The organism is Streptosporangium canum (genome assembly GCF_900113865.1).
Taxonomy (GTDB): domain Bacteria; phylum Actinomycetota; class Actinomycetes; order Streptosporangiales; family Streptosporangiaceae; genus Streptosporangium; species Streptosporangium canum.
This window is the reverse complement of sequence record NZ_FOQY01000002.1, coordinates 30,352-51,349: the sequence shown is the minus strand read 5'-3', so window position 1 is coordinate 51,349 and position 20,998 is coordinate 30,352. Positions and strand designations below refer to the sequence as shown.

At 74.3% G+C, this 20,998-nt stretch carries 8 protein-coding genes and 2 pseudogenes; 7 read left to right on the top strand and 3 right to left on the bottom strand.

Annotation, left to right across the window (positions count from 1 at the left end; all coding sequences use genetic code 11):
- The first annotated feature begins 167 nt into the window (after positions 1-167).
- From BM085_RS02525 to BM085_RS02510, 6 genes and pseudogenes are all read left to right on the top strand, one after another.
- Positions 168-4,919 carry a non-ribosomal peptide synthetase gene (locus BM085_RS02525; protein WP_143120774.1) on the top strand — a complete coding sequence of 1,584 codons (4,752 nt, stop codon included), beginning with the start codon at positions 168-170 and terminating at the stop codon, positions 4,917-4,919.
- Positions 4,916-6,244: pseudogene (locus BM085_RS47305) on the top strand (condensation domain-containing protein); the annotation flags it as partial. The gene BM085_RS02525 and the pseudogene BM085_RS47305, both read left to right, overlap by 4 nt.
- Positions 6,227-7,639 (top strand): annotated as a pseudogene (locus BM085_RS47300) (amino acid adenylation domain-containing protein); the annotation flags it as partial. The pseudogenes BM085_RS47305 and BM085_RS47300, both read left to right, overlap by 18 nt.
- Positions 7,640-7,651: 12 nt before the next feature.
- Complete coding sequence (locus tag BM085_RS02520) at positions 7,652-13,078, top strand: amino acid adenylation domain-containing protein (RefSeq protein WP_425443257.1); 5,427 nt, start codon at positions 7,652-7,654, stop codon at positions 13,076-13,078.
- On the top strand, positions 13,075-14,034 hold the full coding sequence (locus BM085_RS02515) for a threonine ammonia-lyase (protein WP_093885412.1): 960 nt from the start codon (positions 13,075-13,077) through the stop codon (positions 14,032-14,034). Before BM085_RS02520 ends, BM085_RS02515 begins: the two co-directional genes overlap by 4 nt.
- Positions 14,035-14,254: 220 nt before the next feature.
- Positions 14,255-15,160: a slipin family protein gene (locus tag BM085_RS02510; protein ID WP_093885411.1), complete on the top strand. Its 906-nt coding sequence runs from the start codon at positions 14,255-14,257 to the stop codon at positions 15,158-15,160.
- Between the two features lie 227 nt (positions 15,161-15,387).
- Here BM085_RS02510 and BM085_RS02505 read toward each other — a convergent pair whose 3' ends face one another.
- Entirely contained in the window at positions 15,388-16,941 is a 1,554-nt protein-coding gene (locus BM085_RS02505) for an MptA/MptB family glycosyltransferase (protein ID WP_143120773.1), read from the bottom strand.
- Between the two features lie 476 nt (positions 16,942-17,417).
- Between BM085_RS02505 and BM085_RS02495 the strand changes: the two genes are divergently transcribed.
- Positions 17,418-18,110, top strand: coding sequence for a hypothetical protein (locus BM085_RS02495; protein WP_093885408.1), 693 nt, complete (start codon positions 17,418-17,420; stop codon positions 18,108-18,110).
- A gap of 218 nt (positions 18,111-18,328) precedes the next feature.
- Here BM085_RS02495 and BM085_RS02490 read toward each other — a convergent pair whose 3' ends face one another.
- Entirely contained in the window at positions 18,329-18,979 is a 651-nt protein-coding gene (locus BM085_RS02490) for a PepSY domain-containing protein (RefSeq protein ID WP_143120772.1), read from the bottom strand.
- A 290-nt stretch (positions 18,980-19,269) separates the two neighbouring features.
- The gene (locus tag BM085_RS02485) at positions 19,270-20,922 is read right to left on the bottom strand and encodes a TlrC/CarA/OleB/SrmB family ABC-F type ribosomal protection protein (protein WP_093885406.1); all 1,653 of its coding nucleotides are present in this window, start codon (positions 20,920-20,922) and stop codon (positions 19,270-19,272) included.
- Positions 20,923-20,998: the final 76 nt, after the last annotated feature.

Here is a 20,998-nt window from a genome sequence, read left to right as displayed (position 1 = left end):
CTGCCCGGGGAGACCCGCGGTCCGGCGTTCCCTGATGCACGTGCAACTCGCTTCCAAGGCGGCTGCAAGGTGCGTGGCCCACGCTCTTGATCGTAGAGGTTGATCAATTAGGCGATCTGAACGACTTCCCGTCACCAGACGTGATCTTGGCTGGGAAAGAGGACGAAGTGACCGTTGATGTGACGCGTGTCGATCCCGCAGGCCGCCTTCCCGCAGCGGCGGCCCGGACGGTCGACGCACCGGGTTGCGTCCACGAGGCGATAGAGGCCCAGAGCCGGCGTACCCCGGACCGCACCGCCGTCGTGGTGGGCACCAGGCGACTCGGCTACGCCGAATTGGACCGCAGAGCCAACGACATCGCACGCGCCCTGGCCGCACGGGGCATCGGGCGCGGCCGGCTGGTCGGAGTCTGCCTGAATCGCGACGAGTGGCTGGTCCCCGCGCTGGTGGGGGTGTGGAAGGCGGGGGCGGCCTACGTGCCGCTGGACCCCGCCTACCCGGCTGAGCGGTTACGGTTCATGGCCGAGGACGCCGCCGTGTCCGCGGTGCTCACCTCGGCCTCACTGCGCCGGACCGCCGTCCTGACCGGGGCCGAGACCGTCCTCGTCGACGACGTGGTGCCGGGCGACGGGGCGCCCCCCGTGGCCGGAGACCCCGGCGACGCGGCGTACGTCATCTACACCTCCGGCTCCACCGGAACGCCCAAGGGCGTGGTGGTGGAGCACCGCAACACCCTGAACCTGCTGCGCTGGGAGGCCGCGGCGTACACCGCCGAGGAGCTGAGCGGCATGCTGGCCGGCTCCTCGGTCTGTTTCGACGCGTCGATCAGCCAGCTCTTCACGCCGTTGGTCGCCGGCGGGACGGTGATCCTGGCCGACAACCTGCTGGCGCTGCCGAGCCTGCCGGCCAGGGAGGAGGTGACCACGGTCTACGGGGTCCCCTCCGCGCTGTCGGTGTTGCTGCGTGAGCCGCTGCCCGGCGGGGTGCGCGCGGTGTTCTCCGGCGGCGAGCCGCTGACCGGCGCCCTGCTGCGGCGGATCTACGCCAACCCCGGAGTGCGCCGGGTGCTGAATCTGTACGGCCCGACCGAGTGCACCACCGCCTGCGCCGGCGTCGAGGTGGGCCGGGACTACGAGGGCGAGCCGCCCCTGGGCGGACCGATCGCCGGCGCGGTGTTCTCGGTGCGGGACGCGGCCGGAGACCCCGTCCCGGACGGGGAGGCGGGCGAGCTGTGGATCGGCGGGCCGGGGGTGACCCGCGGCTACCTGGGGCGTGAGGCGCCCGCGTTCCGCACCGAGCCGGACGGCGGCCGGGTCTACCGCAGCGGGGATCTGGTCCGCTGGGTGGACGGTGAGCTGCGCTTCGCCGGCCGGGCCGACGACCAGGTCAAGATCCGCGGCTACCGGGTGGAGCTGGGCGAGGTGGAGGCCGCGCTGTCCCGCCATCCCGCGGTACGCCGGGCCACCGTGCTGGCCGCCACCGACGACGACGGGATCGCCTACCTGGCCGGTCACGTGGCGGCCTCCGGAGTGAGCGAGCCGGAGCTGCGGGACTGGCTGGGCGCCCGGCTGCCCGATCATCTGGTGCCGACCCGGATCGGCGTGGCCGAGGAGCTTCCGCTCGCCCCCACCGGCAAGGTGGACCGTGCGGCCCTGCCCAGGCTCGGCGCCTTCCGGTCCGCCGGTGCGGCACCGGTCGCGCCCCGCACCGGCGACGAACGCCTGGTGGCCGAGGTGATCGCCGGCGTGCTGGGCCTGTCGCAGGTCGGCGTACACGATCGATTCACCGACCTGGGCGGGCATTCCCTGGCCGCGGCCAGAGTGGTCACCGAGCTGTCCCGCCGGGTGGGGCACACCGTGCCCCTGGCGGCTTTCCTGACCTCCCCCACCGCGGCCGGCCTGGCCACCCGGTTACGCCAGGCCGGACCGGAGCCGGTCCGGCAGGGCGGCCGGACCCGGCATCCGCTCACCGACGCGCAGCGCCAGTTCTGGACCCTGAGCCGGCTCCACCCGCACAGCCCGGTCACCACGCTGGGAATCCGGCTGCGCGTGCGCGACCTGCGCGAAACCGCGCCGCTGAGGTCGGCCCTGGACGCGGTCGTCCGCCGGCACGAGGTGCTGCGCAGCACGATCGCCGTCGACGAGGACGGCGTGCCGTACGCCGTGGTGCACCCGCCGGCCGCCGTGCCCCTGGTCGAGCACGCCGCGGGAGAGGACCCGGAGAAGGTGGCCAGGGCCGCCGCGGCGCACGTGTTCGACCTGACGGGTGAGGTGCCGCTGCTCCGGGCGGCGCTGTGCCGGCTGGACGAGGCGGAGGCCGAGCTGGTGGTCGTGGTGGACCACATCGCCTTCGACGGCGGCTCGGTCGGGATTCTGATGGAGGAACTGGCCGCCGAGCTGGCCGGTGAGCCGGTTCCCGGACCGGCGGTCCAGGTCAGCGACGTGGCCGTGCGGCAGCGGGAGCAGCCGGATCCGACCCGGCTGCGGGAGTTCTGGCGGGCCGAGCTGGCCGGCGCGCCGGTGGCGGACCCGGCACCCGCGGACCTGACGGCGGGCAGGGTGATCCGGCCGCTGCCCGAGGAGTTCGTGACGGGCGTGGGCGCGCTGGCCCGTGACTGCGGCGCCACCCCGTTCGCGGTGTACCTGGCCGGTCTGGCCCTGGCCGGCGGCGAGCCCGACACGCTGGTCGGGGTGGTCGCGGCACGGCGGGCCCGGCCGGAGCTGACCGGGGTCATCGGCCCGCTGGTGGACATGGTGCCGGTGCGGCTGCGGCCGACCGGCGCGCTGACCTTCCGGGACCTGGTCCGGCAGGCCGCCGCCGCGACCACGCGGGCACTGGTCCACCAGGAGGTCCCGGCCGCCGACCTGCCCCGCGCCCCGGTGCTGCTGGCCATGCAGCACGCCGAGGTTCCGGTGCGCCTGGGCGACCTGGAACTGCTCACCGAACTGGGCTCGGGCTCCTCGGTCCACGAGCTCAGCGTGCTCGTCAACCGGACCGTGGCCGGCGCGGAGCTGCAACTGGAGTACGGCACCGCCCACCTCGACACGGTGCGGGCCGAGGCGTACCTGGACCGGCTGATGTGGCTGCTGCGGTGCGCGCTGGCCGATCCGGACCGGCCGCTGTCGGCGTTCGAGCTGGTCACCCCGGACGAACGCGCCGCCCTGCTGGCCGCCGCCGCCGGGCCCGAGCTGCCGGCGGCCCCGGAGACGGTGCCGCGGGCGCTGGCGATCCGCACCGGCGGGACGGCCGTGGTCGGCCCGGACGGCACCTCGCTCAGCTATGCCGAACTGGACGACTGGTCCGGCCGGGTGGCGGCCGCGCTGCTGGCACACGGGGTGGCGCCGGGCCAGGTGGTCGGGGTCTGCCTGCCGCGGGACCAGCTGATGCCGGCGGCCCTGCTGGCGGTGTGGCGGGCCGGCGCGGCGTATCTGCCGCTGGATCCGGAGCACCCGGCCGAGCGGCTGCGATGGCTGGCCGAGGACGCCGGGGCGCACGTGGTGCTCACCCGGGGCGGGGTGGCCGCCGTACCCGGCGTCACCACGCTGGACGCGGATGACCTGGCCGCTGCCGGCGGCGGCCCGGCGGAGCTGCCGGAGGTGCGAGCCGGGGATCTGGCGTACGTGCTCTACACCTCCGGCTCCACCGGGACGCCCAAGGGCGTGGAGGTCACCCACGGCAACCTGGCCGCCTACGTGGCCGGGCTGGCGTCCGAGCTGCGGCTGGGCCCCCGGGACGTCCAGCCGGTCGTGGCGCCCCTGACCTTCGACACCTCCGCGTCCGAGCTGTGGAGCCTGCTGAGCGTCGGCGGCACCTGCGTGGTGGTGGACCGGGCCACGGCCGTGGACGGGCACGCGCTGGCCGAGCGGATCGCGACCAGTAAGGCCACGGTGGTCGACCTGGTGCCCACCACGTACCGGATGCTGCTGGCCGCAGGCTGGGCCGGCGACCCGGAACTGCTGGCCGTCAGCGGCGGGGAGACCCTCGATCCCGCCCTGGCCGGGCAGATCCTGCCCCGGGTGCGCGAGCTGTGGAACACCTACGGCCCCACCGAGGCCACTGTCGCCTCGATCCAGCACCGGCTCGGCGCGCACGGGGCGGGACCCGTGCCGATCGGGCTGCCGATGCCCGGGGAGCGGGCCTACGTGGTCGACTCCGAGCTGCGGCTGGCGCCGCCGGGCGCGGTGGGCGAGCTGCTGCTGGGCGGCGCCGGTGTGGCCAGGGGCTACCGGGGCCGGCCCGAGCTGACCGCGACCGCGTTCGTCGACGACCCGTTCGTCCCCGGCGGCCGGTGTTACCGGACCGGGGACCTGGTGCGGTGGCGGCCGGACGGGACGCTGGAGTTCCACGGCCGCAGGGACCACCAGGTGAAGGTGCGCGGCTACCGGATCGAGCTGGGCGAGATCGAGACGGTGCTGAACGAGGTGGCCCACGGGGCGGTGACCGTGGCCGGCTCGGGCGCGCAGGCGCACCTGGTCGGCTACGTGACGCCGGAGACGGCCGACCTGGCCGCGGTCGAGCGGCACGTCCGGTCGCGGCTGCCCGGCCACATGGTGCCCCGGCGGTGGGTCGCGCTGCCCGCCCTGCCCACCCTGTCCAGCGGCAAGGTGGACCGGGAAGCCCTGCCCGAGCCGGTCGACGACCCGGAGGCCGGACGGGTCGCGCCCGGCACCGATCCCGAACGCCTGGTGGCCACCGTGTGGGCCGCCGTGCTGGAGCGCGCCGCCGTCTGGGCCGACGACGACTTCTTCGCCCTGGGCGGGCACTCCTTCGCCGCGACCCGCGTGGTCGGCCGGCTGCGGGAGACGTTGGATCTGGCCGTTCCGGTGCGGCTGCTGTTCGAGCGGCCGGTACTCGCCGACTTCGCCGCCGGACTGGAAGAACTGTTGATCGCCAAACTGATGGGCGGGAGCGACGCATGACCGAGGTTCATCAGGACCGGATCGCCGAGATGGTCCGGTCCCGGTTCGCCGCTGCCCGGGCCGCGGCCGAAACCCCCAGCGCCCCGGTCATTCCGGCACTGTCCACGGACGACATGCCGTTGTCGCCGGCCCAGGAGCGGCTGTGGTTCCTGGCCCAGCTGGAGCAGGACACCCCCGCCTACAACGTGCCGCGGGCACTGCGGCTGAGCGGGCCGGTGGACGTCGCCGCCCTTGCCGCCGCGGTGACCGAGCTGGCCGACCGGCACTGGATCCTGCGCGGCGTCATCGACGGCACGAGGGTACGGCCGGCCGACGGCGTGCCCGTCTCCGTGGTGGACGTGGACCCCGTGGCGCTGGAGCGGGAGCTGGCCGACCATGCCTGGCGCCCGTTCCGGCTGGACGCCGAGCCGCCCATGCGGGCCACGGTGTTCCGGCTCGGCGGGGACGAGTACGTGCTCGCGCTGACCCTGCACCACATCGCCACCGACGCCTGGTCGGAACAGGTGCTGTTGCAGGACCTCTCGGCCCTGTACGCCGCCCGGCTCGGCCTGGCGCCGCAGCCGGAGCCCCCGGCCCTGCAGTACGCCGACGTGGCCGCGTGGGAGGCCGCGCAGCCCGAGGCCGACCTGGACTGGTGGACGGAGCGCCTGGCCGGCCTGCCGCCGATGCTGGACCTGCCCATCGCCGGTCCCCGCCCGGCCGTCCCCACCTGGCGGGGGGCCGCGGTCGGCTTCGAGGTGCCGGAGTCCCTGGCCGCCAAGGTACGCGCGGTGGCGGGCACGACGCCGTTCATGGTGTTCCTGGCCGGCCTGCAGGCGCTGCTGTCGCGCCTGTCCGGCAGCGACGACATCGCCGTCGGGGTACCGCACGCCGGCCGGCACCACCTGGACGCCGAACGGGTGGTGGGCTGTTTCATCAACACCCTGGTGGTGCGCACCGACACCTCCGGCGACCCCAGCGGCGCCGAGCTGCTGGCCAGGGCCCGTGCGGCCGCGCTGGACGCGTTCACCCACGCCCGTACACCGTTCGAGCGGATCGTGGAGCGGCTGCAACCGGAGCGGAACCTGTCGGTCACCCCGCTGTTCCAGGTGATGTTGAACGTGTACGACGCCGCCGCGCCGGTGAGCCTGCCCGGGGTGGAGGTCCGAGCCGAACCGCTGCACGTGCCGACAGCCAAGTTCGACCTGAACCTGGCGCTCGGCGACGACGGGGACCGGTTCGCCGGCGAGCTGCGCTACCGTGCCGACCTGTTCGAGGAGTCCACCGTCCGGCGGCTGGTGGAGTGGTATCTGGCGCTGCTGGACGGGATGCTCACCGATCCGGACGCACCGGTCCGGCTGCCCGCCGGCACCGACCTGTGCGGCCCGGCCGGGGACCTGCCGACGGACGTGCCGCTGCACGCGCTGGTCGAGCGGATGGCCGACGCCGGCCCCGACGTGACCGCGGTCGCCTCGCTCAGCTACGCGGAGCTGGACCGGCGTGCCAACCAGGTGGCGCACTGGCTGCTGGCCCGCGGGGTGCGCCCGCAGGAGCCGGTCGGGGTGCTGCTGGAGCGGCGGCCGGAGCTGGTGGTCGCCCTGCTGGGGGTGCTCAAGGCCGGTGCGGCCTACCTGCCGCTGGATCCGGTGTACCCGGCGCGGCGGACCGAGGCCGTCCTGGCCGACGCCGGCGCCCGGATCGTGCTCACCGAGTCCGAGATCGCCGCCGCCGCCGGCGAATCCGGGCATCGCCCGGACGTGGCCGTGCCGCCCGGCCACCTGGCGTACGTGATCTACACCTCCGGCTCCACCGGGCAGCCCAAGGGGGTCGCGGTCGAACACCGGCAGATCACCCACTACCTGGGCGCGGTGGCCGGACGGATCCCCGCCGGGTCGGCCTCCTTCGCGCTGGTGTCCACCGCCGCGGCCGACCTGGGGCTGACCAACGTGCTGTGCGCGCTGACCTCGGGCGCCACCCTGCACCTGATCGACCACGAGACGGCCACCGACCCGGTCGCGTACGCCGCCTACCTGGCCGCGCATCCGGTGGACGTGGTCAAGATGGTGCCCAGCCAGCTGGAGCTGCTGGGCGTGGACGCCCTGCCCCGGAAACTGCTGATCCTGGCCGGTGAGGCCGTGCCGTCGGATCTGGTGGAGCGGGTACGGGCGGCGCGGCCGGCCCTGGCGGTGCAGATCCACTACGGGCCCACCGAGACCACGGTGTCGGTGCTGGCCTGCGACGCGACCGAGGCGGCGCCCGGCGTGGCCCCGCTGGGCCGGCCGCTGTCCGATGTGAGGTGCCGGGTGGTGGACTCCGCCGGGCGGCCGCTGCCGGCCGGCGTGCCGGGAGAGCTGTGGATCGGCGGCCCCAGCCTGGCCCGCGGCTATCTGGGCCGGCCGGACCTGACCGCGCAGCGGTTCGTGGACGGCTGGTACCGCACCGGGGACCGGGTGCGGGTGAACCCGGCCGGGCTGGTGGAGTTCCTGGGCCGGATCGACGACCAGGTGAAGGTACGCGGGTTCCGGGTGGAACTCGGTGAGGTCGCCGCGGCGCTGCGGGCCCTTCCGCAGGTGGCGGAGGCTTTCGTGCAGCCGGTCGGCGCCGGGGCGCAACGGCGGCTGGCCGCCTGGGTGACGCCCTCCACCGTGGACACGGCCCAGGTACGGGCCGCGCTGCGGGAGCGGCTGCCCGACTACATGGTGCCGCCCGCGATCGCCGCGCTGGAGGCGTTGCCGCTCACCCCGAACGGCAAGGTGGACCGGGCGGCGCTGCCGGTTCCCGAGGCCGGCCCGGCGGTGCGGGTGCCGCTGGGCACGCCGCAGGAGCACCTGGTCGCCGAGGTCTGGGCGGAGGTGCTGGAGCTGCCGCAGGTGTGGGCGGACGACGACTTCTTCGCCCTGGGCGGCCACTCCTTCGCCGCGACCCGGGCGGTCGGCCGGCTGCGGGAACGGCTCGGCGCCCCGGTTCCGGTGCGGCTGCTGTTCGAGCATCCGGTGCTCGCCGACCTGGCCGCCGCCCTGCCCCGGCCGGTTCCGGCGGCCAGGACGCGGCGGGAGCGGGCCGACGGGCCGGCCGCGCTGTCCGGAGTGCAGGCCAGGCTGTGGTTCCTGGCGCAGCTGGAGCCGGAGAGCACGGCCTACAACGTGCCGGTGGCGCTGCGGCTGCACGGGCCGCTTCAGGTGGAGGCGCTGCTGGGTGCGGTACACGACCTGGCCGAGCGGCACCACGTGCTGCGCAGCGTGATCGACGACTCAGGCGCCGAACCGGTTCTGGTGGTACGGCCGGCCGGGGAGGTGCCGGTGTCCACCGCGGACGTCGACCGGTCACGGGTCGAGGAGGCGGTGGCCGCGCAGCTGGCCACACCGTTCGCGCTGGACCGGGAACCGCCGATGAGGGCGGTGCTGTTCACGGTCGGCGAGCGGGAACACGTGCTCTCGCTCACCTTCCACCACATCGCCACCGACGCCTGGACCCGTGGGCTGCTGCTGTCCGAGCTGTCCGCGCTGTACGCCGCCCGGACCGGCCTGCGCCCGCCGCCGGAGCCGCCGCCGGCCCAGTACGCCGAGGTGGCCCCGGTCCCCGACCTGGCCGACCTGGACTGGTGGGCCGAGCAGTTGCGCGGCCTGCCGCCGGTGCTGGACCTGCCCACCGACCGGCCGCGCCCCGCCGTGGCCGACCCGGGCGGCGCCTCGGTGGACCTGGAGCTGCCGGCCGAGCTGAGCGAGCGGGTCCGGGCGGTGGCCACCGCCTACCGGGCGACGCCGTTCATCGTGCTGCTGGCCGGCCTGCAGGCCCTGCTGGCGCGGCTGTCGGCGGGCACCGACATCGCGGTCGGCGTGCCGGTCGCCGGCCGGGACCACCCCGACTCCGAGGGCGTGGTGGGCTGTTTCCTCAACACGGTGGTGGTGCGGACCGATGTGGGCGGCGAACCGACCGGCCACGAACTGCTGGCCCGGGTCCGGGAGGCCTCGTTGGGTGCCTTCGCCCACGCGAGCGCGCCGTTCGACCGGGTGGTGGACCGGCTGCGGCCCGAGCGGAACCTGGCCGCGACCCCGCTGTTCCAGGTGATGCTGAACTACTTCCCCGGCACGGGCCGGGCGGAGCTGGCCGGCCTGGAGGCGGCCGAGATCCACCTGCCCGAGCGGACCGCGAAGTTCGACCTGAACTGGTACGTGATCGACAGCGGGCCCGGCCGGCCGCTGAGCGGCGGGCTCGGCTACCGCACCGACCTGTTCGACGCGGCCACCGCGGCCCGGTTCACCCGGTGGTACCTGGCGCTGCTGGACGGGATGCTGTCCGACCTGGAAGCACCCGTGGGCGCGCAACCGCTGGAGCCGGTGACGGGCCCGATCCTCGCCGGCGAGCCGCTGCCGTCCACGGCGGACACCCCGGTGCACCGGCTGATCGAGCGCTGGGTGGACACCACCCCCGACGCGCCGGCCGTGGTGGGCGCGGACCGCAGCCTGAGCTACGCCGAGCTGGAGACGGCCGCCAACCGGATCGCCCACTGGCTGCTGGCCGCCGGGGTGGGCGCCGACGAGCCGGTCGGCGTGCTTCTGGAGCCGGGGGCCGACCTGGCCTGCGCCCTGTTCGGGATCGAGAAGTCGGGGGGCGGCTACCTGCCCATGGATCCGGCCTATCCGGCCGCGAGGATCGCCACCATGCTCGACGCCGCCGGGGTGCGGGCCGTGGTCACCACGGCCGAGTTCGCCGGCCTGATCGGGGCGGACCGCCGGGTGCTGGCGCTGGACCGGCTCCCGTCCCTGCCGCGGGTCCGGCCGGAGGTCGACGTCCGGCCCGAGCACCTGCATCACGTGATCTTCACCTCCGGATCCACCGGTACGCCCAAGGCCGTGGCCGCCGAGCACCGCGGCGTGGCGAGCTACCTGAACGGCATGCTGCCGCGGATCGGCGTGCCCGGCGGGTCGTACGCGGTGGTGTCCACGCCGGCCGCCGACTTCGGGCTGACCTGCGTGTTCGGCGCCCTGACCACGGGCGGGACGGTGCACCTGGTGCCCCGGGAGACCGCGATGGATCCCGCCGCGTTCGCCGGCTACCTGGGCGCGCACCACATCGACGTGGTCAAGTGCGTGCCCAGCCACCTGGAGCTGCTGGCCTCCGGCGGGGACCTGGCCGCGGTGCTGCCGGACAGGCTGCTGATCCTGGCCGGGGAGGCGTGCCCGTGGGACCTGGTGGAGCGGGCCAGGGCCGCGCGGCCGGGACTGCGGATCCAGAGCCACTACGGGCACACCGAGTCCACGATGATCTGCCTGGTCTGCGACACCGAGGAGGTCGCGGCCGAGCACCGGACCGGGATCGTGCCGCTGGGCCGGCCCCTGCCGGGGGTGTACGGGCACCTGGTGGACGCGAGCACGCGGCCGGTGCCTGCCGGGGTGCCGGGCGAGCTGGTGGTCGGCGGCCCGGGGATCACCCGCGGCTACATCGGCCTGCCCGAGCTGACCGCGGAGCGGTTCGTGCCCGATCCGCTGACCGGGCAGGGGCGCTGCTACCGCAGCGGCGACCTGCTGCGGGTCACGGCCGACGGGCGGGTGGAGTTCCGCGGCCGGGTGGACGACCAGGTCAAGGTGCGCGGCTACCGGGTCGAGCTGGGCGAGGCCACCACCGCGCTGCGCGCCCTGCCGCAGATCGCCGACGCCGTGGTGCTGCCGGTGGGTGAGGGGAAGGCCCGGCAGCTCGCCGCCTGGGTGACGCCGTCCACCGCGGACATCTCGGCGGTCCGGTCCGCGCTGCGGGAGCGGCTGCCCGACTACATGGTCCCGGCCCGGTTCGTCGCACTCGACCGGATCCCGCTCAACCCGAACGGGAAGGTGGACCGGGCCGCCCTGCCCGAACCGCGGCCGGAGACCGCCGAGTTCGTGCCGCCGTCCACGGCCGGCGAGGAGCTGGTCGCCCGGGCATGGGCCCAGGTGCTCGGCGTGGCCAGGGTCGGGGCGCACGACGACTTCTTCGCCCTGGGCGGGGACTCCTTCGCCGCGGTGCGCGCGGTCAAGGAGATCGGCTGCGGCCTGCGGGTGATCGACCTGTTCACCCGGCCCACGGTCGCCGAGCTGGCCGCGTTCCTGGACCGCCGGGACGGCGGCGGGCTGCTGCACCGCCTGGGCGGTGGCGGCGTCAGCGAGTTCACCCTGGTGTGCGTGCCGTACGGCGGCGGGTCGGCGGCGGTGTACCAGCCGCTGGCCTGGGCCCTGGGCGAGCAGGTGGAGGTGCTCGCGGCGGAGCTGCCCGGCCACGACCCGGCCCGGCCCGACGAGTTGCCGCTGCCGCTGGAGGAGCTGGTGGAGGCCCTGGCCGCGGAGGTGGCCGCGTCCGCGTCCGGCCCGATCGCGATCTACGGTCACTGCGTGGGCTCCGCGCCCGCGGTGGCCCTGGCCCGCAGGCTGGAGGCGGACGGGGTCCCCGTGCTGGGCGTGATCGCGGCCGGCAGCTTCCCCAGTGCCCGGCTGCCCGGCCTGGCCCGGCGGTTCTTCCGCGGTGACCGCTGGGTCTCCGACCGGATGTTCCAGGACGCGCTGCGGGCCACGGGCGGGCTGCTGGACGACATGGACGAGGCCGCCAAACAGGTCGCGGTGCGGGCGATGCGCCACGACGCCGACCAGGCGCAGGCGTGGTTCGAACGCGAGCTGACCGGTGGGAGACCGGTGCTGCGCGCCCCGATCCTGTGCGTGGTGGGGGAACGGGACCGGGCCACCGAGCTGTACCAGGAGCGGTACGCCGAGTGGGCGGCCTTCGCGCCCGGGGTGGAGCTGGCCGTACTCCCCCATGCCGGCCACTACTTCCTGCGGCACCAGGCCGAGCCGCTGGCCGCCCTGGTCATGGAGCACCTGCGGAGCTGGGCGTCCGGGCGGCTGCCCGACCCGGTGCGCCCGCCCGACCGGACCGGCCTGCGCCCCTTCTACACCGTCGCGGGTGGACAGTTCATGTCGGCGGTGGGCACGGCGCTGAGCTCGTTCGCCCTCGGTGTCTGGGCCTACCAGGACAGCGGCCGGATCCTGGACCTGGCCCTGATCGTCATGCTGTCCCAGATCCCGGCCGTGCTGCTCACCCCGCTGGGCGGCACGCTGGCCGACCGGGTGGACCGGCGCCGGATCATGCTGGTCAGCGACGCGGTCTCCGGGCTGGCCATGGCGGCGCTGGTCCTGCTGCTGGTCACCGACCGGCTGGCGTTGTGGAACGTCTGTCTCATCGTCGGCGTCACCTCGATGGCCACCGCGTTCCAGCAGCCCGCCTATCTGGCCGCGATCGCGCAGCTGGTGCCCAAGCCGTACCTGCCGCAGGCCAACGCCGTGGCCAACCTGGGTTTCGGGGTCGGTAACGTGGTGGCCCCGCTCGCCGGTGGCGCGTTGATCGGCATGTTCGGGCTGTCCGCGGTGGTGGCCATCGACGTGGCCTCGTTCGGGGTGGGGGTGGCGACCCTGCTGGCGGTCCGGTTCCCCGACCGGCTGTTCCACCGGCAGGAGGAGACGTTCCAGGCGGCGCTGACCGGCGGCTGGCGGTTCCTCCGCCGGCGCCGGCCGCTGCTGGTGATGGCGCTCTACTTCGCGGTCGTCAACTTCTGCACCGCGCTGATGTGGGTGCTGATCACCCCGGTCGTGCTGGCTCTCGGCTCCTCGGCCGCCCTGGGCGCGGTGACCGCGGTCGGCGGCCTCGGCGCGGCCGTGGGCACCGGGGTGGTGCTGGTGTGGGGCGGTACCCGGCGGCGGGCCACCGGCATGATCGGCTTCGTGGTCGGGTCCGGGATCGGCGTGGTGCTGATGGGCGTGTGGCCGGCGGTGTGGCTGGTCGCGGCCGGCTTGTTCCTCCGGCTGGCCTGCATGAGCATCGGCAACGCGCACTGGCTGTCCATCATCCAGGTGAAGGTGGGGCCGGAACTGCAGGGCCGGGTGCTGGCCGTCAACGTCATGCTGGCCACGGCCATGCAGCCGCTGGGCTTCCTGGCCGCCGGCCCGCTGGCCGACTGGGCCCAGCCGTACACCTCCGGCCCCGGCCGGGGCGCGGCGGCGGTGCTGCTGGCCAGCGGCGTGTTCCTGGTGATCTGGGGCCTGATCGGGTTGCGTCACCGCCCGCTGCACCACCTGGAGGACCTGGTCCCCGACGCCGCGCCGCCGCCGGAGGCCGCGGCCGACCTGGACGCCATCCAGGACAAGGTGCTGAGCGCATGAGCCTGGTGACGGTGGACGACGTGATCGCCGCCACGGCCCGCATCGCGCCGTTCGTACGGCGCACACCGCTGCTGCGCCTGCCCGGCGAGCGGCTCTGGGTCAAACCCGAGAACCGGCAGCCCACCGGCTCGTTCAAGGTGCGGGGCGCGGTGAACGCCGTGGGACGGCTGGCCGAGCGGGGCGTCCGGCACGTCATCGCCCAGTCCTCCGGCAACCACGCCCAGGCCATCGCGTACGCCGCCGGGAAACACGGCCTGCGGGCGACCGTGGTCCTGCCCGACACCGCGCCGGAGCTGAAGGTGGCGGCCGCCCGCGGGCTCGGCGCCGAGGTGGTGATCGTGCCGCCGGCCCTGCGGGAGGTCACCTGCCTGGCGCTGGCCGACCGGCTCGCGGCCACCGTGGTCCGCTCCGACGATCTCGACGTCATCGCCGGGCACGGCAGCGCCGGGACCGAGATCGGCCGGGATCTGTCCCGCGCGGGCACGATCCTGGTGCCGGTCTGCAACGGGGGCCTGCTGGCCGGGGTCGCGGTCGCGGCCAAGGCGGTCGACCCGGCGATCAGGGTGATCGGCGTCGAGCCCGAGCTGGCCGCCGACGGCGTGGCCAGCTTCCGCTCCGGCCGGCGCACCGCGTGGCCGGTGCGGCAGACCTACCGCACCCGGGCCGACGGCCTGCGCGCCCCGGTCCTGGGTGCCCTGGCCTGGGAGCACATCCACCGGTACGTGGACGACATGGTGACCGTGAGCGAGGACGGCATCGGGGCCGCCGCCGACCTCCTCTGGCAGGAGCTGGGGGAACGCGCCGAGCCCAGCGGCGCGGTGACCACCGCGGCCTACCTCGCCCACCGGGACGCGCTGCCGGCCGGGCCCGTGGTGGCCGTCCTCTCCGGCGGCAACGTGGCGGTCCATCCCGATGCCGGCGATAGGAGGGAGCGTTCACTCATCCGGGGTCTGTGACCGGCCGGGCGCCGGTGTCGGCGGCGCCCGCACTCCCCCTGCCGTCATTTCGACCAAAAGCGGCATATCAGGTGCTTTGTGCCGCGTTACGATGGAAATGTTCGGTTCCCCGCCGCCCTGTGATCGGCCGGCCTACCCGGAACCGGTCACCGGCCCAAGACGCCTCCGGTCCGCCGGGAGAGCCGGGGCGGCGGGACCGAGGGGGACAAGGGAGGATGAAATGATCACCGTCATCACCTCCGCACTGATCGCGATCCTGACCCTGGGCGCGATATTGCTCGGGACGAGTGTCCGGATCGTCAAGCAGTTCGAGCGGGGCGTCGTCTTCCGGTTCGGGCAGGTCCGCTCCGAGGTCCGCGGTCCCGGGCTCGCCGTGATCATGCCGGTCGCCGACCGTCTGCAGAAGGTCAACATGCAGATCGTCACCATGCCGGTGCCCGCCCAGGACGGCATAACCCGTGACAACGTGACGGTTCACGTGGACGCCGTCATCTACTTCCGGGTCGTCGACCCGATGCGCGTGGTCGTCGACGTCCAGGACTACGAAGCCGCCATCCGCCAGGTCGCGCTGGCCTCGCTGCGCTCGATCATCGGCAAGAGCGAGCTGGACGACCTGCTCTCCAACCGGGAACGGCTCAACCAGGGCCTGGAACTGATGATCGACAGCCCGGCCGTGGGCTGGGGCGTGCACATCGACCGCGTCGAGATCAAGGACGTGGCGCTGCCGGACTCGATGAAGCGGTCCATGTCGCGGCAGGCCGAGGCGGAACGCGAACGGCGCTCCCGCGTCATCACCGCCGAAGGTGAGCTGCAGGCCTCGCAGAAGCTGGCCCAAGCCGCCGAGACGATGGCCCTGCACCCCGCCGCGCTGCAGCTGCGCCTGCTCCAGACCGTCGTCGAGGTCGCCGCCGAGAAGAACTCCACCCTCGTGCTGCCCTTCCCCGTCGAGCTGCTCCGCTTCCTGGAACGGGCGACACCCCCCGAGGCCGAGCCGCCCGCCGGCCCGGCCACCTCGCAGTCCGTCCCGGCGCTCTCCGCCGGCCTGCCGGCCTCGGCCGACCAGTGCCTCCCGGACACCGCCGTCATGGACCGGGCCGCGCCCAACGGGGTGGGAGCCGACCGGTAGGCCGCAGGCACGTTCGGCGCGGGCACCCGGACCGCCCGTCATCTTTTGGACGACGGAGTGGTCGCCGTGGCAGGCGTGCCTCGCGGGCCCGTCCGGCGAGGAACGTCGTCGCCGCGTGCCGGCACGTCGCCGGGCCACAGGTCCGGACGCCCCGGGGCACCTCGTCAGCTGCTCGACCCGCCGGCCGTCATGTCCGTCCTGAGACACCTGGCCGATCTCATCGGCTCTCATCGGCCAGGTGGTGGCTGTCCATCCGCGTGATCGTAGTAGCCGCCGGCGGCGGGCGGCAGCGCCCGGGGACGGAGGGCGCCGGCGAAGCTCAGCACGACGACGCAGAGGATGAGGAGGTCGGCGGCCAGCGGGGCGACCCACGGGCGGTAGGTCTCGGCGATCCACCGGGTCAGCGCGGTGGGCTGGAGCTGGAGGAGGCCGAGGGCGCCGGGCAGGTAGATGAGGCTCGTCACGACGCCACGGGTGATCAGCAACCCGTCGAGACGGCCGGCCGGCATGAGGGCCAGCAGGGGGAACAGCAGGGCGTCGTACCACGGGTGCTGCACCGGAGAGGTGAGCAGCCAGCACAGGCACCACGCCAGCGCCGGGCGTACGGAGGCCAGGCCGGACGGCCCCGGAGGGAGCCGCCGGCACAGCAGGAGACCGATGAGGAGGGCGGCGCCGAGGGCGAGCTGCCCCTCCAGGGTGGACGACCGCGCTCCCAGGCCCAGCGCGTCGGTGATCACACGCCACGGATCGGCCAGCGAGCGGGCACCGATCTTGCCGACCAGGTTCCCGAAGGCCTCCGGGCCCTGCGTCGCGTACGCCACGACCAGCGCCGTGCCCGCGCCCATCACCATCGCCAGGAAAGTGGTCATCGACCGGCGGGCCGCCCAGGCCAGGCCGGCTCCGGCGAGGATGAACGGAGCCTTGACGGCGGCCGCCGCGCCCAGCAGCGCCCCCGCCGCCAGGCCCGCGACCACGCCGCCCCGGCGCAGGGCGAGGAAGGCGGCGACGAGGAAGAACGCTCCCAGACCGTCGATGTGGCCGCCCAGCACCACGTGCCACAGCATCAGCGGGTTGAGGCTCCACAGCAGGTGGACGCGGACGCGCCGGTCGCGGTCCGGTCCCGCCAGCCGGTCGAGCATGTAGGCGGACAGCAGGAACGCCAGGCCAATCATGACCTTGAGGGCGAGCACGGTGCCGGCCATCGACCCGCCGCCGAGCCGCGAGCCGGCCATCTGCGCCCAGGTCGCCAGCGGCCCGTACACCGACGGTGTGTTCCGCCACGCCAGGGGGGCCAGCTCACCGACCGGGTCCGCCATCTTGTGCAGCCATGCCGGGGTCAGCACGTACGGGTCGTGCCCGAGGGCGGCGATGCGCCCGTAGACCGCGTAGTTGAGCACGTCCGTCGACCCGGCGGGCGGTACGAGCGCGAGGGTGAGGACGGCGATCACCGTGCCGGCGAGAAGGACTCCTCGTGCCGGACGCCATCCCCGGCGCAGCCCGTACAGCCCGGCGCCCACGCCCAGCCCGCCGGCTATGACGGCCGCCCAGCTCAGCTGGATCACCAGCGTGTCGGAGGGGGCGGCCCGGAAGGACCAGGGCGGATCGCCGCCGCCGAGGTCGGGCACCGCCGCCGACGGCCCCAGGAGGGCGACGGCCAGCATGGTCGCGACGGCGACCCCGATCATGATGAGCCCCGCGCGTCCGGCGAGCCGCGCGCGCCGGAGCGGCTCGGTGGCACGGGCCGGCTCCGTCGCCGGGGGGCGCGGGACAGGTCGGACCAACGTCGGCACCTGCCAAACCTCCAAGGGGAACCACCAGGACGGTCACGGCATCGCGGCGGCCGGAGCGCGGGCCGGCGCGGTCACCGGACCCGCTCCGTGATCGGCTTCCACCGGGACGCGGCCGGATCGCCGGCCTCATGGTGGGACAGCCGGGGCGTAGGCGGCCCGGCGCAGGCGTTGACGCGATGTCTGCCCCAAGCATAGATCGTCCAGGACGTTGATCCACGCGCACGTCCACGGACACGGCCTGGCCGGCCGCCGGGGCGAGCGCCATGTGGAAACGACGGGAAATCCCGTTCACATCGAACCGAATTATCTTCCCGGAACCTTCGGGCGCGTAATCGGCCCACTCGCGTGAACACCTCCACCGGCCCATAGAAGACTCCCGACAAATCGCATCTTGACCGGAGCCTCCCGAAGGACCACTCTTTCGATGTCGACTTGCGCGTGTCAAGTCGGCATGGAGGGAGAGTAAAATGCGAAGGAAGGCGACGGGCGAAACGGGGCGGGGAATTCCGTCACGCCGGCTGAGCGTTTCACTCGCCGTACTGGCGCTGGCCGCGGGTGCGCAGGCTCTCGCCTTTCCCGCCGACGCCGCCGTTCAGCGGCAGTCGCCGCACACCTGCAAGCAGGGCTTCGTCTGGCGGGAGGCGTTCGCCGACGACCTGGTGTGCGTGACGCCGGCGATCCGCACGCAGACGAGAGCCGAGAACGCGGCGGGCCCGTCGAACCAGCAGCCCGGCAGCGTGTTCTGCAGGCAGGGCTTCGTCTGGCGGGAGACCCGGCCCTCGGATCTCGTCTGTGTCGTCCCGTCGAGCCGCGACCAGGCCAGATCCGACAACGCCAACGCGCCCTTCCGGCTGGTCGATCCGGGAGCGACCCCACGGGGCGGCGTGCAGATCACCACCAGCGGCAACTACCTGTACGCCACGGGAACAGGGCTGAGCCCGAACAACACCGTCCGCTTCTACGCGGTCGGCATCAATACCGTTGGCCCGTATTCGCTGGGCTTTCTCGTGGCCAATTCCCAAGGCGCTTTGAGTAACTGGAACTATGTCGCCACCATAAGCTGCCGGGCGCAGCAGAACGGACCCGCGACCATTGTCGTGCTCGACCAGGGCAGCGGCAGGGTGAGCACGGGGGGAATCACATACGCCTTCCAGTGCTAGAGCGTCTCCGTGTTCCGCGCGGTGACCGGCTCCACCGGGCGGGAACGTGCGGCAGGCGCGAGCACGCCACCGTCCTCGCCGCCGGGGCGTGACCCGCGACGAGGACGGCCCGCTGCTTCGCGGACGGCCGGACGGAATCCGGTGACAGGCGTTCTCACCGTGAACTCGCGGGTCAGGGGGCCGGGCGCCTCGGGCCGGCCCCCGCGAGACGGGGACCGTCACCTGCCGACGAGAATCTTTCCGTCACCGGCGTCGATCATTATGAAGCGCTTGGTCCTACTGCTGTCGATGACATCGCCCTCCCACACGGTCTTGCCGTTGTGGCCGTTGAGGCTGAGCTCGGTGATCCGCCCACCCGGCACCTGGGCCTCGATCTTCTCGGCGGCCTGGAGGTAGCCGATCTTCGCCTCCTCGACCCGCCTCCTGTGCTTGGCCTTGTCGCCCGCGTCCTCGGCCTCCACGCGCGGCTTCCCGATGACCTTGCCGGTCCCTGCCTCGACGTCCAGCTTGTGCTCGGTGCCGTCGGCGGCGACCACCTGCACCTCCCAGAGCCGGCCGTTCTCCTCCGACTCGATCGAGATCAGCTTGGAGTCCGGCACCGCCTTCAGCGCCGCCTCGCCCGCCCGCCGCAGGTCCTCCGTACCGACGGTGCCGCCCGGAGCGGCCGGGCTCCCGCTGTCCTCCGGCTCACCCGGCGCCCGCGTGGTCTGCGGGCCGGTGGTGGCCGCCACCGGCGCGACGGCCGCCGGTGCCGCCGCGGGCGGCGGCTGGGCGCCGCCTCCGCACCCGGTCGTCGCCAGCATCGCACCGAGCGCCAGCGCCCCCGTGCCGGCCCACCGTCGTGACGTCCTCACCGAAACGGTCTTCATCCCTGCAACGGTCTTCGACATGATCCCCCCGATCGTGCGGTCAAGATTCCCTCCGGGAAGAGCCGTCAAACAGGGCTGACCTGGCGGTACGGCAAGCAGGCGAGGTTCCGCGTCGGCGAGGGGAACCTCCTCGGCATCGGCCGGCCCGTGCGCTGAGGCCGTACCTTTCCCCGACCATCCCTGCCAGGAGGCCATATCCCTCCCGGACCATCCCTCTCCGAAGGCCGCATCCCTCCCGGACCGCCCCTGCCAGGAGGACGGGCCGGTCTCCGGCTGTGGCCGCCCTCCGGCTACGCGGCCCGCGCCCCGGCCATTGTGCCGTTCCGCAGCTCCAGCCGTGAGCCTGTGAACGCGGCCCGCATGCGCCGGTCGTGCGTGACGATGACGAGCGCGCCCTCGTAGTGACTCAGCGCCTGCTCCAGGTCCTCCACCAGCGCCGGCGACAGGTGGTTGGTCGGCTCGTCCAGCAGCAGCAGGTCGGCTGGATCGCTCACCAGCCGGGCCAGTTCGATCCTGCGGCGCTGGCCCACGGAGAGCGCCCCGACCGGCCTGCCGAGGTCGGCCGCGCGGAAGAGCCCCAGCGCCAGCAGCTCCTCGGCGTGCCGCTCCGGGCTCCCCGGACGCCCTGCCGCGAAGGCCCCCAGCACCGTGCGCCCGCCGTACCCGGCGAGGTCCCGCTGGCGCAGGTGGCCGACGCGCGCGGGGCGGCGGAGCGAGCCGGCACCGGGTGTGAGCTCCCCGGCCAGGACCTGCATGAGCGTGCTCTTGCCCGCTCCGTTGGGCCCGGTGACGAGCAGCCGCTCGCCCGGCTGGATCCGCAACGACTCCACGTGCAGGCGGCCGTCCACCCGTACGCCGGTCAGCTCCGCGAGCGGACCGGCGGGGACGGCCTCGCCCGTGGCGGGGCGGGCGGTGAAGCGCAGGGGCCGGGGCGGCGGGGGGACCGGGTCGCCGGTGAGCCGCCGCAGGCGTTCGCGGGCGTTGCGGATCCTGCTCATCGCCCCGTGCGTCCGCGACCTCGCGCGGAACGCGCCGGCGCCGCTGAAGGCGGCCGGAGCCTTCCGCGGGATGGCGGCCAGCCTCCCGATGTTGGACTCGGCCAGCGCCGCCTGGCGGGCCAGGTCGGCCCGCCAGGCCTCGTGCTCGTACGCCCAGCGCGCCCTGGCGGCCGCCTTCGCCGCGAGGAACCCGCCGTAGCCGTTCCCGTAGCGGCGGACGGTGCGCGAGTCATGGTCGACCTCCAGGATGGCCGAGGTGACCCGGTCGAGGAAGACCCGGTCGTGGGTGACCGCGACCACGGTGCCCCGGTAGCCGCGCAGGTGGTCCTCCAGCCAGGCCACGGCCTCGTCGTCGAGGTCGTTGGTGGGCTCGTCCAGCAGCAGCAGCTCGGGCGCCGCGGCCAGGGTCGCGGCGAGCGCGAGCCGTGACCGCTGCCCGCCCGACAGCGTGCCGATCGGGCGATCCCGGTCCAGGCCGGGCTGGCCGAGCCCGTGCAGCGCGATCTCGACCCGCGTGTCGGCCTCATAGCCGCCGCGCGCCTCGAACCGCGCCACCAGCTCGCCGTAGGCGGCCAGTCCGGCCGGTGTCGCCTCCCCCAGCCCGGTCTCGGCCCGGCGCATCCGGACCTCCAGGTCCCGCAGGTCGGCGAGTGCCAGATCGATGGCATCGCCCACGGTGGCGTCGCCGGGAAGGTCGAGGGTCTGGGCGAGGTATCCGATGCCACCGGGCGCCATGACGGTGACGGCTCCGTTGTCGGGTTGCTCGCGGCCGGCGATGAGGCGCAGCAGCGTGGACTTGCCGGAGCCGTTGTCGCCGATCACACCGACCCTCTCCCCGGGCTTGACGGTGAGGAAGACCCGGTCGAGGACGATGTGGTCGTCATATCTCCTGGTCACGTCGGACAGGACGAGCTGGGTGCCGGGTGACGGATGGGCGGTGCGCACAGGCGTCCTCCTCACTGCCGGCGTGGCCGGCCTGAACGGGCGGCGGACCGGAGCGCGGGGCCCCTCCGCCGCTTGC

Excerpts from the sequence above, each read along its gene's own strand:
- BM085_RS02515 (WP_093885412.1), top strand. The coding sequence starts at position 13,075 with ATGAGCCTGGTGACGGTGGACGACGTGATCGCCGCCACGGCCCGCATC.
- BM085_RS02510 (WP_093885411.1), top strand. The coding sequence starts at position 14,255 with ATGATCACCGTCATCACCTCCGCACTGATCGCGATCCTGACCCTGGGC.
- BM085_RS02495 (WP_093885408.1), top strand. The coding sequence starts at position 17,418 with ATGCGAAGGAAGGCGACGGGCGAAACGGGGCGGGGAATTCCGTCACGC.
- BM085_RS02490 (WP_143120772.1), bottom strand. The coding sequence starts at position 18,979 with ATGAAGACCGTTTCGGTGAGGACGTCACGACGGTGGGCCGGCACGGGG.